The 13,647-nt window shown below is 73.9% G+C and carries 12 protein-coding genes; 6 read left to right on the forward strand and 6 right to left on the reverse strand.

Annotation, left to right across the window (positions count from 1 at the left end; all coding sequences use genetic code 11):
• Positions 1 to 45 precede the first annotated feature (45 nt).
• Positions 46 to 237, forward strand: coding sequence for a DUF1918 domain-containing protein (locus AD017_RS03890; RefSeq protein ID WP_060576219.1), 192 nt, complete (start codon positions 46 to 48; stop codon positions 235 to 237).
• Between the two features lie 58 nt (positions 238 to 295).
• Here the strand turns inward: AD017_RS03890 and AD017_RS03895 are convergent, their stop codons facing one another.
• From AD017_RS03895 to AD017_RS03910, 4 genes are read right to left on the reverse strand one after another with little or no spacing between them, the layout of a single operon-like run.
• Positions 296 to 730 (reverse strand): SRPBCC family protein, encoded by a 435-nt coding sequence (locus AD017_RS03895; protein ID WP_060572928.1) that lies wholly within the window; start codon positions 728 to 730, stop codon positions 296 to 298.
• 20 nt (positions 731 to 750) lie between these two features.
• Positions 751 to 1,506 (reverse strand): hypothetical protein, encoded by a 756-nt coding sequence (locus AD017_RS03900; protein ID WP_145982651.1) that lies wholly within the window; start codon positions 1,504 to 1,506, stop codon positions 751 to 753.
• Positions 1,506 to 2,339: a phosphoenolpyruvate hydrolase family protein gene (locus AD017_RS03905; RefSeq protein ID WP_060572931.1), complete on the reverse strand. Its 834-nt coding sequence runs from the start codon at positions 2,337 to 2,339 to the stop codon at positions 1,506 to 1,508. Before AD017_RS03905 ends, AD017_RS03900 begins: the two co-directional genes overlap by 1 nt.
• Positions 2,336 to 3,538, reverse strand: coding sequence for a Tm-1-like ATP-binding domain-containing protein (locus AD017_RS03910; protein WP_060572933.1), 1,203 nt, complete (start codon positions 3,536 to 3,538; stop codon positions 2,336 to 2,338). Before AD017_RS03910 ends, AD017_RS03905 begins: the two co-directional genes overlap by 4 nt.
• Before the next feature lie 126 nt (positions 3,539 to 3,664).
• Here AD017_RS03910 and AD017_RS03915 point away from each other — a divergent pair, with 126 nt between their 5' ends.
• Positions 3,665 to 4,831: a hypothetical protein gene (locus AD017_RS03915; RefSeq protein ID WP_060572935.1), complete on the forward strand. Its 1,167-nt coding sequence runs from the start codon at positions 3,665 to 3,667 to the stop codon at positions 4,829 to 4,831.
• Between the two features lie 85 nt (positions 4,832 to 4,916).
• Here the strand turns inward: AD017_RS03915 and AD017_RS03920 are convergent, their stop codons facing one another.
• Positions 4,917 to 6,017: a DoxX family protein gene (locus AD017_RS03920; protein ID WP_010227042.1), complete on the reverse strand. Its 1,101-nt coding sequence runs from the start codon at positions 6,015 to 6,017 to the stop codon at positions 4,917 to 4,919.
• A 112-nt stretch (positions 6,018 to 6,129) separates the two neighbouring features.
• Here AD017_RS03920 and AD017_RS03925 point away from each other — a divergent pair, with 112 nt between their 5' ends.
• Both AD017_RS03925 and AD017_RS03930 read left to right on the forward strand, forming a co-directional pair.
• Positions 6,130 to 7,092: an ROK family protein gene (locus tag AD017_RS03925; RefSeq protein ID WP_010227040.1), complete on the forward strand. Its 963-nt coding sequence runs from the start codon at positions 6,130 to 6,132 to the stop codon at positions 7,090 to 7,092.
• 46 nt (positions 7,093 to 7,138) lie between these two features.
• Positions 7,139 to 8,857, forward strand: coding sequence for an alkaline phosphatase D family protein (locus AD017_RS03930; protein ID WP_060572937.1), 1,719 nt, complete (start codon positions 7,139 to 7,141; stop codon positions 8,855 to 8,857).
• A 16-nt stretch (positions 8,858 to 8,873) separates the two neighbouring features.
• Here the strand turns inward: AD017_RS03930 and AD017_RS03935 are convergent, their stop codons facing one another.
• On the reverse strand, positions 8,874 to 9,656 hold the full coding sequence (locus tag AD017_RS03935) for a maleylpyruvate isomerase family mycothiol-dependent enzyme (protein ID WP_060572938.1): 783 nt from the start codon (positions 9,654 to 9,656) through the stop codon (positions 8,874 to 8,876).
• 86 nt (positions 9,657 to 9,742) lie between these two features.
• Between AD017_RS03935 and AD017_RS03940 the strand changes: the two genes are divergently transcribed.
• Positions 9,743 to 10,189 (forward strand): hypothetical protein, encoded by a 447-nt coding sequence (locus AD017_RS03940; RefSeq protein ID WP_139323825.1) that lies wholly within the window; start codon positions 9,743 to 9,745, stop codon positions 10,187 to 10,189.
• Positions 10,190 to 10,314: 125 nt separating this feature from the next.
• Positions 10,315 to 13,590 carry a fused isobutyryl-CoA mutase/GTPase IcmF gene (icmF, locus tag AD017_RS03945; RefSeq protein ID WP_060572940.1) on the forward strand — a complete coding sequence of 1,092 codons (3,276 nt, stop codon included), beginning with the start codon at positions 10,315 to 10,317 and terminating at the stop codon, positions 13,588 to 13,590.
• Positions 13,591 to 13,647: the final 57 nt, after the last annotated feature.

Below are 13,647 nucleotides of genomic sequence, written 5' to 3' on the forward strand. Positions count from 1 at the left end.
ATGCTGGACGGCTTCACACGGAGCGATCCGAAGGAGGTGACGACGATGCACGACACGGCATCGGTCGGGGACCGGATCGTCGTCGAGGCGGCCGTCGTGGACCACGGGCGGCGCCGCGGCGAGGTCGTGGAGGTCCTCGGCGGCGGCGACGAGCAGGTGCGGTACCGGGTGCGGTGGAGCGACGGCAGCGAGTCGCTCTACTTCCCGGGCGCGGACGCGCACGTCGAGCACGCCTGACGGCCCGCGGGCACGGGGCCGGCCCCCGTGCCCGCTCCGGGCCCGTCGGTGCCCGCGGTCAGGCCCAGCGCTGCGCCAGGGCCGCCAGCCCGGTCCCGAACACACCGTTCGCGAACAGCTCGACGAGCTCGCCCTCGGCTGCGGCGTCGGCGTCGAACTCCACCCACCACTCGGCGAAGGTGTGACCGGCCGCCGTCACCGGCGCGAGCCGCAGGGTGGAGACGTAGCGGCGCACCGGGAACGGCGACTCGACGATCTCGTAGGTCAACGCGTGCCCGCGGTCGTCGAGCGCCAGCAGGTTCTCGACGACGACGCCGCCGTCACCGAGGACGAGCCGCCGCTGCGCCCCGATGTCGGAGCCGGAGGCGCCGCGGGTGAGCTCGGCGGAGTCGATCGCCGGGTGCCAGCGGTGGATGGCGCCGAAGTCGCGGACGTGCGGCCAGACCTCGGCCAGCGGCGCCGGGATCACGGCGCTGGAGTAGGGGCGGGGCATGGTCTCCTCCTCGGGAGCGGTCAGGTCTGCCGGCGCAGGTGTGGGGCCTGTGCCGTGAGCTGGTCGAGCTGGGCGCGGACGTCCTCGAAACCGGAGTCGGCGCGCAGGTCCAGCGCGATCGACGCGGCGTGCTCGGTCGTGTCGTGGAAGGCGGTGCGGGCGACCTCGAGCCGGGCGCCGACGGATCGGGCGACGTCCCCGCCCGGTGCCCCGGACTCGACGCTCTCGCCGAGCCGCGCCGTCCGCAGCGCCTCGGCGAGCTCGGTGTCGAGGCGGCGGCCGATGTCGTGCAGCCAGTCCTTCGCCGGGCCGTCCGGCACGGTGCGGACGATGCCGTGGAAGGCGGTCACCGACCCGACGCAGCCCTCGTAGGCGCGGGCCCAGCGGGACCCGGCGACCAGGCCGGCAGGGAGGGCGTCGGGGGCGTTCTCGGCGGCCAGCTGCATCGCCCGGCGCTCGTCGGGGCTCGCGGAGCGCAGGTAGGAACGTGCCAGGTACTGCGCCGGGAGCCCGACGAACAGCACCGACGGCGCCGCGCAGAAGATCATCCCGGCGATCGCGCCGGCGAGGACCCGCACGCCCGGGCCCGGATCGCCGGGTTCCGGCACCTCGGTCAGCCCGATGGTGACCCCGAGCGCGATGCCGACTCCCACACCGACCAGCAGGAACACCAGCCAGCCGTACGACGCCAGCGTGTGCGACACCGGCCCGCCGCGGACCGCCATCCGGCGCCGCCAGTCCCCGCCCGGTGGCGGGACCGGCCGCCGCGGTGCCATCACCGCCCCACGGCGTTCTTGAAGGCCCGCGTCTGCTCGGTGAGCGCCCGCTCGGTCGGGAGCCGCTCCATCGACGAGGCGCCGTAGAAGCCGTGGCACACCTGCGCCCGCGCCAGCACGTACGCGGCGTCCTCGGGCATCGCGATCGGGCCGCCGTGGCAGAGGACGAGCACGTCGTCGCGCACCTCCAGCGCCGCCGCGGCCCACTCGTCGACCAGCTCGACGCAATCGTCGAGGCTCTTCGCGGTCTCCGCGCCGATCGAGCCGCCGGTGGTCAGCCCCATGTGGCAGACGACGATGTCGGCACCGGCACGCGCCATCGCGCGGGCGTCGTCGGCGGAGAACACGTACGGGGTGGTCAGCAGCTCCTTGGCCCGGGCGGCGGCGACGAGGTCGACCTCCAGCCCGAAGCCCATCCCGGTCTCCTCCAGGTTGGCCCGGAAGACGCCGTCGATCAGGCCGACCGTCGGGAAGTTCTGGATGCCGGCGAAGCCGAGCGAGGCGAGCTCGTCGAGGAACCGGTCGGTGAGCAGGAACGGGTCGGTGCCGTTGACCCCGGCCAGCACCGGCGTCCGCTCGACGACCGGGAGCACCTCGGCCGCCATCTCGACGACGATGTCGTTCGCGTTGCCGTAGGCGAGCAGCCCGGCGAGCGAGCCGCGGCCCGCCATCCGGTAGCGGCCGGAGTTGTAGATCACGATGAGGTCGATCCCGCCGGCCTCCTCGCACTTCGCCGAGAGCCCCGTCCCGGCCCCACCGCCGACGATCGGCTCGCCGCGGGCCGCCATGCCGGTGAACCGCTCCATCAGCTCGGCGCGGGTGGACCGCCTCATGCCTGCACCTCCCGCCACGCGGCCAGCACCGCGTCGGCGAACTCGGGGTCGTTGACGTGGTGCGGGATCCGCCGGACCCGCTCCGGTTCGTCCACACCGGACTCGATCGCGGCGAACAGCGCCGCGTCCGCCGCGGGGTCGTGGAACGCCTGGCCGGGTGCGTCGAGTGCGGACACCCCGCCGAGCGGGAGCAGGAACAGCCATGGCCCGGTGAAGCCGTTCAGCCTGCGCGCCAGCCACTCCCCGATCCCACGGTTCTCCTCCACGGTGGTCCGCATGAGCGTCACGTTCGCGTTGTGCTCGTACAGCAGCCGGCCGTCGAACCGGTCCGGCACGGTCGCGACGGCACCGAAGTTGACCATGTCGAGCGCACCGCAGGAGCCCACCCAGGGGACGCCGGTCCGCGCGACGGCGCCGAGCCGGTCCTCCCCCGCGGCCATCACGCCGCCGACGAGGAGGTCCGCGACCTCGGTGGTGGTCAGGTCGAGCACCGAGTCGACCAGGCCGTCGTCGACGAGCTTCTCCATCGAGGCGCCACCGGAGCCGGTCGCGTGGAAGACCAGGGCGTCCACCTCGTCGCCGAGCCGCTCGCGGACCGCGGTCACGCACGGCGTCGTGACACCGAACATGGTCACGCCGACGGCGGCCAGGCCGGCGTCGCCGTCCGGGACCGGGGCCGCCACGGCACCGGCGATCATGTGGGCCGCGTTGCCGAGTACCCGCCGGGAGATCCGGTTGAGCCCGGCGACGTCGGTGACCGCGTACAGCATCGCGATGTCGCTCGCGCCGACGTAGGGGGCCGTGTCACCGGACGCGACGGTGGAGACCATCAGCTTCGGCACACCGACCGGGAGGTCGCGCATCGCGGGCGTGACCAGCGCGGTCCCGCCCGACCCGCCGAGCCCGAGCACCCCGCCGACGTCGTCCCGGCCGGCGAGGAAGGCGCGCAACGCCTCCGCCATCGCCTGCACCGCGCTGCCCCGGTCACCGGTGAACACCGCGGAGGTGCCGCCCGGGTGGTGCGCGGCGACCTCGGCCGCACCGACGTCCGGTGCCGGCTCCCCCGCACCCGGGCCGGAGCCCGAGGTGGACACGTCCACCCGGCACACCGCGACGCCTGCGGACGCCACCAGGCCCGCGACGAAGCCGAGCTCGGCGGCCTTCGTGTCGAACGTCCCGATGACGTATGCGGTCCCCACACCCGATTTCTACCGGTAGTTCCCGCTCCGGGGCGAGAGCCGAGACCGGAACGACGCAGGGCAGGATGGGTACGCCCCCGCCGGCAGGTCCCGTGACCTCACGGCCCGTGACGTCGTTGGAGAGACATGCTCGGTCACCCGGACGATCCCCGCGGCGTCGTGCTCCCGCTCGACGGGCGGCCCGGTGCGGCCGGGACGGGGCAGGGCGGGAACCCGGCACCCGCCCGGAACGGCACACCGCCCGGCCCCGCCCTGCTGCTGAGCTGGCGGCCGGCCGATCCCCGCTCCACCGACGCCGACCGGCCCTGGGGCGCGACGCTCTCCGCCTCCAGCGAGCTGGCCCGCCGGCTCGCCCGGCCGGGGAGCTCCCGCGGCCCGGAGCGCGGCCTGACCTTCCGCCTCACCCTGCCCGAGGCGTTCGGGGCCGAGCCGCTGCTCACGCTCGCGGGCGGCGCGACCGCCCCCGGCCACCCCGGGCTCTCGGCCGTGCTGCCGGTGGGCGACGCCGCGTCCGGCCCGGCACCGGGCGCCGGGCTCGGCCTGCTCGCGCTCACGGTCGCCGCCGAGATCGCCGCGATCGGTACCCAGCACCGGGTGGTCGACGAGCTGACCTCCGCCGTCGACGACCTCGCGCCCGGGTGCACGCTGCGGCTCGACTCGCGGCTGCGGGCGGCCGAGGAGTCGCTGCGCGACGCGCAGACGGAGCTGCTCGAGCACGGGGCGATCACCTCCGGTGCCGGGCTCGACACCGCCGTCGCGAACCTGGCCGTGCTGCGCCACCAGACGCACGCGTGGATCTCCGGCTGGGAGCGCGTCGCGGCCGCGGCCGACCCGTCGGGAACCGGCGGCATCGGCCTGCGCGAGCAGCTCGGCGAGGTGGGCAGGCTCGGCTGGGACCGGTTCCCGGGCGCGGTGCTCGGCGCCTACCTGGCGCTCGTCCTCGACGCGCGCCGCATCCTGCTCACCGCGGCCGACCACCTGCTGCGGTCCCCGAACCGGCCGCTCGCGGCGCTGCGCCCGCTGGTCGAGTCGGACCTGTCCGGGCGGATCGCCGACGTCGGGCGGCTGCACCGGCTGGCGACCGGCCTGTCGGTGCTGCCGCTGACGGTCCGCAAACGCTCCGGCGGGATGCTGCCGCACCTCATCGCCGACCAGGCCGCGACGAACGCGCGCACCCAGGCGCTGTTCACCCGGCTGGCGAACGCGCTGCGCCCGGCCCCGTGGTCCGGGCAGGTCGTGGTCGAGGTGCAGTCACTGGAGAGCGGCGAGCTGCAGGTCCTGCGCCCGGTCTGACCGGCACCCCGGACGAACGGGGGGCCGTGGTCCGGTGGCACCGGACCACGGCCCCCCGGACCGGATCAGCGAGGACGGGGCGCGCTCAGCGCGCGGCGGCCTTGGCGCGCTTGCGGGCGTCCTTCGCGCTCTTCTTCGCCTGCTTGGCCGTCTCGGCACCGGCGGTGGCGGCACGGTCGGCCAGGTCGGAGCCGAACTTCGCGGCCTGCGACTGGGCCTGGCTCGCGAGCGAGGAGAGCCGGTCGGCGTACTCCGGCGCGCGCTTCTCGGCGCGGGCGACGGCCTTCTGGGCCTGCTTCTCCCAGCGGGCCCGGCGCCGCTCGGCCTCCTGGATCCACCGGTCCCCGGTGCGCTCGGCGACCTTGCGGTACTGCGCACCGCGGCGGTCGACGGCCTTCTCCAGCTTCGCGCCGTGCTTGTCGGCGGCCTTCGCGAGCTTGGCGCCCTTCTTCTCGGCCGCCTTCGCCCGCTTCTCGGCCTTCTTCGCCGCCTGCTCGGCGGCGGCCGAGAGCTGCTCGGACCAGGTCGAGGCCCGCTCGGAGGCGACCTCACCCAGGTGCGCGGCCTGCTCGGACGCCTTGCCGCTCCACTCCGTCGCGCGGTCCCGGACCACCGGGCCGTACTCCTCGACGGCGTCGTGCAGCCGCTCGCGGCCGCCCGCCGCGGCCGCCGCGATCGACGACCCGGCGCCGGCCAGGCCGGCCGCGAGCTGCGAGCCGGTCTCGGAGTCGGCCGAGGAGAACCGGTCGTGCACCTGCTCGGCCGCCTTCCGCGCCCGGTAGGCGTTCGACGGCTTGCCGTGCGTGTCGGACGCGGCGATGAGCAGGCCGCCCAGCAGCCCGACGTTCTTCAGGAAGTGGATCTGCTGCTCCGTGCGCCGCTGCTGGTCGGTCTCCTCCCAGAAGCGGTGCCCGGCGAGCGTCGTCGGGATGACGGTCGCGGCGAGCGCGGTGGAGGCGAGGCGGGGGAACTTGCCGACGGCCAGCAGCGTGCCGGCGGCGATCTTCACACCGGCGTCGACCTTGACCAGGGTCTCGGCCTCGGGGCGCCGGTCGAGCGGGGCGTTCTCGACGACCTTGTCGATGGCCGGGGAGGCCTGGTCGAGAACCGGCTTGGCGGCCTGCGCGTGGCCCTCGGGCTGGCGGAGGGCGTTGACACCGCCGTAGATGAAGACGGCCGCGAGCATGGGCCGGGCTACTCGTCGCAAGACTGGCATGGGTCACCTTTCCCCGGTCGCCGTATCCGCAAACCCGGGGGCGGGTGTGGCATCACGACGGTCGTGTCGCAATCATGCCGGGGTGACGAACGGACGGCGGGCGATCGGGCTCGACATCGGAGGAACGAAGGTCGCGGGAGCGATCGTGGGCGAGGATGGCACGGTCCACGCCGAACTGCGGCGCAACACCCCGGACACGTCCGACGCGAGCACGATGAACGACCTCCTCCGGGGGATGGTCGAGGAGCTGCGCGCGGACGGGGCCGGGGCCGGGGTGTGCGCGATCGGCGTCGGCGCGGCGGGCACGGTGGAGTGGCCGGTGGGCCGGATCCGCTGGGCGCCCAACAACAACTACGAGAACTGGGACCTGCGGGCGGACCTGGAGGCGGCGACCGGGCTGCCCACCGTGGTCGACAACGACGGCAACGTCGCCGGTCTCGCCGAGGCCCGGCTGGGCGAGACCCGCAACGACGACATGGTGCTGCTGACCGTGGGCACCGGCGTCGGTGCCGGGATCGTGCTGGGCGGGAAGATCTACCGCGGGCCGCACGGCCTGGGCGCCGAGGTCGGGCACATGAACGTCAACCCGGAGGGCCCGCTGTGCGGGTGCGGCAACCACGGCTGCCTGGAGTCGATGGCCTCGGGGACCGCGCTGACCCGGATGGGGCGCAGCGCCGCCGCGCACGATCCCGACGGGATGATCGCGGGCCTGGCCCGCGAGGCGGGCGGCGAGGTGACCGGGCAGCACGTGACGATGGCGGCGATGGCGGGCGACCGGACCGCGCAGTCGCTGTTCCAGCGGCTCGGGCGGGCCCTGGGCGTCGGGATCGCGAGCATCAACGCGATCTTCGAGTTCGAGGTCGTCCTGATCGGGGGCGGGCTGGTCGACGCCGGGGAGCTGCTGCTGGGTCCGGCCCGGCGGGCGGCGCGGGAGTTCCACTACGGGCCGCCCGGGGTCCGGCCGATCCCGCCGGTCGTGCCCGCCACCTACAAGGGTGACGCCGGCAAGATCGGCGCCGGCCTCCTCGCGCTCGAGGAGCTCTGAGCACGGCCCCCGGCGACGGTCCCGGGCCAGGTCTACCCTCGACCGGGTGACGCTCCTCCTCGGCCCGGTGCTGCGGCACGTCGACGACACCTCCGCCCTGGTCTGGGTCCAGACCGACCGGCGCTGCCGGGTGGAGGTGCTGGGCTGCACGGCGGACACCGTCGAGGTGGCCGGGCTGCACTACGCGATCGTCGTCGTCACCGGGCTGGAGCCGGACTCGCGCACGCCCTACGAGGTCCGGCTCGACGGCGAGACGGCCTGGCCGCAGCCCGGTTCGCCGTTCCCGCCCAGCGCGATCGCGACCCGCGGTCCGGCCACCGCCCGCAGCCAGCGGGTCGTCTTCGGGTCCTGCCGGTACGTGAAGCTCGCCGACCCGAAGCAGGCCCGGCACTTCGGCCTCGACGCACTCGACGCCTACGCGACGCGGATGACCACCCGTCCCCACGAGGAGTGGCCGACCGCGCTGCTGCTGCTCGGCGACCAGGTCTACGCGGACGAGCTCACCCCGCAGAGCCGTCGGCGCATCGCCGGGCGCGGCGAGCGGCGCCCCGAGTGGCCCGACGACGAGATCGTCAGCTTCGAGGAGTACTCCGGCCTCTACCGCGACGCCTGGTCGGACCCGGAGGTGCGGTGGATGATGTCGACGATCCCCACCGCGATGATCTTCGATGACCACGACGTGCGCGACGACTGGAACACCTCCGGCACCTGGCGGGCGCAGATCGCGCAGAAGCCGTGGTGGCGGGAGCGGGTGCGGGCCGGCCTGGCGTCGTACTGGGTCCACCAGCACCTGGGCAACCTCTCCCCCGCCGAACTGGAGGCGGACACCGACTGGCAGGCCGTGCGGGCCGCCGACGGCGACGTGTGGCCACTGCTGGCCGAGCGGGCCGACCGGTGGGACGCCGAGACCGGGGAGGGGGCCGCCCGGCACAAGGAGGAGCGTTTCTCGTTCTGCTGGGAGCTGGGGCACACCCGGCTGATCGTGATCGACTCCCGGAACGGCCGGATCGTGGAGTCGACGCCCCGCAAGATGGTCTCCGACGCCGAGTTCGACTGGATCACCGACCGGGCGCTCGCGCCCGGGCCGCTCGACCACCTGCTGCTCGGCACCTCGGTGCCGTGGCTGCTGCCGCAGGTCATCTCGGACCTGCAGGCCGCGGTGGAGAAGGGCGGCAACCGGCCCGGGCGGATCGGCCGGGCCGCGGAGTTCCTGCGCCAGGAGGCCGACCTGGAGCACTGGCCCGCGTTCGGCCACTCGTTCCTGCGGATGGCCGAGCTGATCCGGGAGGCGTGCCGCCCGCGCGGCGACCGCCCGGCCCCGGCGACGGTGTCGGTGCTGTCCGGCGACGTGCACCACTCGTACGCCGCCGCGGCCGACGTGCACACCGACACCCCGGGGGACCGCCCGGGCCGCGGCCGCGACGGGACCCGGGTGCACCAGCTGACGTGCTCGCCGGTGCACAACATCGTCCCCGGGTTCATGCGGGTGCTGTTCCGGGTCACCTGGTCGCGGGCGATCGCCCGGTTCTCGACGTCGTGGACCCGGGGCACCGGGACGGGACGGGCGGGCGTCGCGTGGGAACGCACGGCGGGCCCGCTGTTCGGCAACCTGATCGCCACCCTCGAGCTGGACGGCCGGCGCGCCGCCGTCCGCTTCGAGCGGCCCCGGACGGCGTCGGTGCTGGACACCGCCGCCGAACGCGTCCTCACGCCCGAGACACCCACGGCGCACGACCACCTCCGGGCCGTGCCGGCCGGGAGCTGACCACCGCGGGCCCGGCTCAGAAGGCGGTGCGGGCCAGCCAGTCCTGCCAGACCTGCCGGTCACCGAGGACGTCGAGCCGGGCGTCGTCGGCGGGGATGCGGCGCAGGACGCCCTGCAGGAGGTCCGCGGCGGTGCCCCGCACGGCGGCGGCGCCCTTGCCGTGGCCGGGTTCCCAGACGACCCGGCCACTCTCGGCCCGGACCAGCCACTCCCCCGCCGGGCCCAGGCCGTCGTCGGTGGCGTGCAGGTGCAGCGTGGCCCCCGGGGCGAGCGCCGGCTCGTCCGCCGCGGGCCGCGCGGTGAGCAGGTCCAGCCACTCCGACAGGCCGTCGGCGGCGAGCGCGGGGGCGATCTCGAACGGGGTCCCGAGTGCGATCGCCGCGTCCGCCCGGTGCACGGTCGCCTCGTGCAGCCGCCGGCGCACCCACCAGGCCGACGGCCGCGGCCCGGTGAAGGTCCAGACCGGGGCCTGCGGCCCGGCGGCGACGACGGCGTCGAGGAGCTCGTCGACCCCGTCCCGCAGCCACTGCGCGGCGACCTCCGGCCCGCCCTCGGGCGGCTTCCCGCCGACGACCTCGCGCGGGTCCAGGCCCTCGGTCGCCCCGGAGGCGACCATCTGCGCCGCCCAGCGGTGCCCCCGGCCGACGTGCCGCAGCAGCTGCAGGAGCGTCCAGCCGGGGCAGGTCGGTACCTCGGCCGTCGGATCGGCCGTCTCCAGGAGATCGGCGAGCCGGTCGTTCTCCGCGATCAGGACCTCCGCGTAGGGGTCGACGGCGCTGCGGTCCGGTGTCGAGGGCATGAAATCCGGCCTCCACTCGCGAAACAGTGAGTCACTTTTCCGGCGAGTCGCGCATGACGATCGTGCCGGTCGGGTACAGATAGATCATGCCGCCTCATCGCGACTGGACGCGACGGGGAGCGGGGCGTGCGCTGCTGTACTGGCCGTTGGTGGCCTTCATCCTGGCGGCGGCCTTTCCCGCTCTCGCGGTGCCGCTCGTCGTCGGCTCGGGTCTCGCCCTCCTGGCGCTCGGTCTCGTCGGCGGGTTCGCGGGCAAGCGGTGGCGGGCACGGCGGCTGGCCCGGGCCCGCCGGATCGTCGCCGACATCGCGGAGGACGTCCTGCCCGGCCCGGCACCCGAGGCCGCGGACGACCCGGACGAGCGGAGCACCGGATCCGACGGCCACGCGATTCCTGCGGTGTGGCCCACCGGCCGGCACGCCCGCAGGCACCGGACCCCCGGTACCCCCGGCACCTCCGCCGCCGGGGACGACTCCCCCGGCGGCGACGGGAACCCCGTCCACGCGGGGCGCACCCACTCCGACGCGGCCTGAGACCGCTCACCCGCCCGCCTGCTCCACGGTGTGACGCACGCCCCGTTTCTTGTACGTCCAATACTAGGATGTCAAACTAAATCGGCCGGGACCTGTCGCCGTCCGCCCGGCGGGAGGAGCGGGTCATGGCCGACCCCGAGCTGCACGTGCCCACCCACCCGGTCCGGTTCGTCACCGCCGCCAGCCTGTTCGACGGGCACGACGCCGCCATCAACATCATGCGGCGCATCCTGCAGAAGCAGGGCGCCGAGGTGATCCACCTGGGCCACAACCGATCCGTGGACGAGGTCGTCACCGCGGCGATCCAGGAGGACGTCCAGGGCATCGCCATCTCCTCGTACCAGGGCGGCCACGTCGAGTACTTCTCGTACCTGGTCGAGCTGCTGCGCGAGCGCGGCGCCGGCCACGTGCGGGTCTACGGCGGGGGCGGTGGCGTGATCGTCCCCGAGGAGATCGAGCTGCTGCACTCCCGCGGCGTCTCCCGGATCTTCTCCCCCGAGGACGGCCAGAAGCTCGGCCTCCCGGGAATGATCAACATCATGATCCGCGAGTGCGACACCGACCTCACGGATCCGTCGGCGTCGACGGCCGGCTACGCGAGCTCCGCCTTCGGCGACGGGGTCCTCGCCGGCGAGACCGCCACCCTCGCCCGGGCGCTGACCCTGGCCGAGGCCGGCCGCCTCCCGGACGAGGTGCGGGAGCGGATCGCGTCGGTGGAACGCGCCGTGCCCGTCGTCGGCATCACCGGCACCGGTGGTTCCGGCAAGTCCTCGCTGACCGACGAGCTGGTCCGCCGGTTCCGGCTCGACCAGGAGGACAAGCTGCGGATCGCGGTCCTCGCGGTCGACCCGACCCGGCGCAAGGGCGGCGGTGCGCTGCTCGGCGACCGCATCCGGATGAACGCGCTCTCCGGTCGCGGGCCCGCCGGCGCGGGCGGCCCCGACAGCGTGTTCTTCCGCTCGCTGGCGACCCGCGGTCAGGACGGCGGCTCGCTGCCGGAGAAGCTGGGTGACACGATCTCGGTCCTGAAGGCGGCCGGGTTCGACCTGGTGATCGTCGAGACCCCGGGCATCGGCCAGGGCGACGCGGGCATCGTCCCGTTCGTCGACCACTCGCTCTACGTCATGACGCCGGAGTTCGGCGCGGCGTCGCAGCTCGAGAAGATCGACATGCTGGACTTCGCCGACGTCGTCGCGATCAACAAGTTCGAGCGCCGCGGCGCCGAGGACGCCCGTCGCGACGTGGGCCGCCAGCTCGTGCGCAACCGCGAGGAGTTCGGCGCGAGCTGGGAGGACATGCCGGTCTACGGCACCTCGGCCGCCACCTTCAACGACGACGGCGTCACCGCGCTCTACCAGCACCTGCGCGACCTGCTCGCCGAGGGCGGCCTGGCCGTCGCCGACGGCAGGCTGCCGCGGGTGGAGACGAAGACGTCCAGCGACTACGCGGCCGTCATCCCGCCGGAGCGGGTGCGCTACCTCGCCGAGATCGCCGAGACCCTCCGCACCTACCACTCCGACACCGAGACCCACGCCCGCGCCGCCCGGACCGCGCAGCACCTGCGCACCGCGAAGGAGCTCGTCGGGGGGTCCGACGTGGACACCGCGCTGCAGCGCGCGGAGAAGGAGGTCCCGGCGGAGTCCGCGGAGCTGCTGGAGCAGTGGCCGTCGCGGGTCGAGGACTACTCCGGCGACGAGTACGTCTACACCGTGCGGGACAAGGAGTTCCGCACGAAGCTCACGCGGGAGACGCTGTCGGGGAACAAGGTCCGCCGGGTGGCACTCCCCCGCTACGACGACGACGCGGAGCTGCTGCGCTTCCTGCGGCGGGAGAACCTGCCGGGCCACTTCCCCTTCACCGCGGGCGTGTTCCCGTTCAAGCGGGAGGGTGAGGACCCGGCCCGGATGTTCGCCGGCGAGGGCGACCCGTTCCGGACCAACCGGCGGTTCAAGCTGCTCTCCGCCGACTCGGACGCGAAGCGGCTCTCGACCGCGTTCGACTCGGTCACGCTGTACGGGCACGACCCGGACACCCGGCCCGACATCTACGGCAAGGTCGGCACCTCCGGCGTCTCGATCGCCACGCTCGACGACCTCAAGGCGCTCTACGACGGCTTCGACCTCTGCTCGCCGACGACGTCGGTGTCGATGACGATCAACGGCCCGGCGCCGACGATCCTCGCCTACTACCTCAACGCCGCGATCGACCAGCAGGTCGACGGCTTCCGCTCCGAGCACGACCGCGAGCCCGACGACGCCGAGCGCGAGGAGCTGACCGCCTTCGCGCTGGCGAACGTCCGCGGGACGGTGCAGGCCGACATCCTCAAGGAGGACCAGGGCCAGAACACCTGCATCTTCTCCACCGAGTTCTCGCTCCGGATGATGGCCGACATCCAGGAGTGGTTCATCGCGCACAAGGTGCGGAACTTCTACTCGGTCTCGATCTCCGGTTACCACATCGCCGAGGCGGGGGCCAACCCCATCTCGCAGCTGGCGTTCACCCTCGCGAACGGCTTCACCTTCGTCGAGTCGTACCTGTCGCGCGGGATGGCGATCGACGACTTCGCGCCGAACCTGTCGTTCTTCTTCTCCAACGGGATGGACGCCGAGTACACCGTGCTCGGCCGGGTCGCCCGGCGGATCTGGTCGGTCGCGATGCGGGACCGGTACGGGGCGAACGAGCGGTCGCAGAAGCTCAAGTACCACGTCCAGACCTCCGGTCGGTCCCTGCACGCGCAGGAGATGAACTTCAACGACATCCGGACCACGCTCCAGGCGCTCTGCGCGCTCTACGACAACGCGAACTCGCTGCACACCAACGCCTACGACGAGGCGGTCACCACCCCGACCGGCGAGTCCGTGCGCCGCGCGATGGCCATCCAGATGATCATCGGCAAGGAGTGGGGGCTGTCGCTGAACGAGAACCCGCTGCAGGGCTCGTTCGTCGTCGACGAGCTGACCGACCTGGTCGAGGAGGCGGTGCTGCGCGAGTTCGAGTCGATCGCCGAGCGTGGTGGCGTGCTGGGGGCGATGGAGACCGGCTACCAGCGCGGCAAGATCCAGGACGAGTCGATGCTCTACGAGCACCGCAAGCACTCGGGCGAGCTGCCGATCGTCGGCGTCAACACCTTCCTCAAGCCCTCCGACGACGACGAGGAGCCGCAGGAGATCGAGCTCGCCCGGGCCACCGAGTCCGAGAAGCGCTCCCAGCTGGACCGGCTGGAGGACTTCCAGACCCGCAACCGCACCGAGGCCGAGCAGGCGATGCGCCGCCTGCAGGACGTGGCTACCGGCGACGGCAACGTGTTCGACGAGCTGATGAAGGCCGCGCGGGTGTGCTCGCTGGGCCAGCTGACGACCGCGTTCTTCGAGGTGGGCGGGCAGTACCGGCGCAACATGTGAGACCGGCCGGGTGCGGCCGCCCCCGGCGGGGGTGGCCGCACACCCGTGTCCGCACCC

This window comes from Pseudonocardia sp. EC080619-01 (assembly GCF_001420995.1).
Lineage (GTDB): Bacteria > Actinomycetota > Actinomycetes > Mycobacteriales > Pseudonocardiaceae > Pseudonocardia.

What these genes read in the sequence shown, in the direction of transcription:
- AD017_RS03915 (WP_060572935.1), top strand. Translation starts at nt 3,665, where the DNA reads ATGCTCGGTCACCCGGACGATCCCCGCGGCGTCGTGCTCCCGCTCGAC.
- AD017_RS03890 (WP_060576219.1), top strand. Translation starts at nt 46, where the DNA reads ATGCACGACACGGCATCGGTCGGGGACCGGATCGTCGTCGAGGCGGCC.
- icmF (WP_060572940.1), top strand. Translation starts at nt 10,315, where the DNA reads ATGGCCGACCCCGAGCTGCACGTGCCCACCCACCCGGTCCGGTTCGTC.
- AD017_RS03900 (WP_145982651.1), bottom strand. Translation starts at nt 1,506, where the DNA reads ATGGCACCGCGGCGGCCGGTCCCGCCACCGGGCGGGGACTGGCGGCGC.
- AD017_RS03935 (WP_060572938.1), bottom strand. Translation starts at nt 9,656, where the DNA reads ATGCCCTCGACACCGGACCGCAGCGCCGTCGACCCCTACGCGGAGGTC.
- AD017_RS03905 (WP_060572931.1), bottom strand. Translation starts at nt 2,339, where the DNA reads ATGAGGCGGTCCACCCGCGCCGAGCTGATGGAGCGGTTCACCGGCATG.
- AD017_RS03940 (WP_139323825.1), top strand. Translation starts at nt 9,743, where the DNA reads ATGCCGCCTCATCGCGACTGGACGCGACGGGGAGCGGGGCGTGCGCTG.
- AD017_RS03920 (WP_010227042.1), bottom strand. Translation starts at nt 6,017, where the DNA reads ATGCTCGCGGCCGTCTTCATCTACGGCGGTGTCAACGCCCTCCGCCAG.
- AD017_RS03895 (WP_060572928.1), bottom strand. Translation starts at nt 730, where the DNA reads ATGCCCCGCCCCTACTCCAGCGCCGTGATCCCGGCGCCGCTGGCCGAG.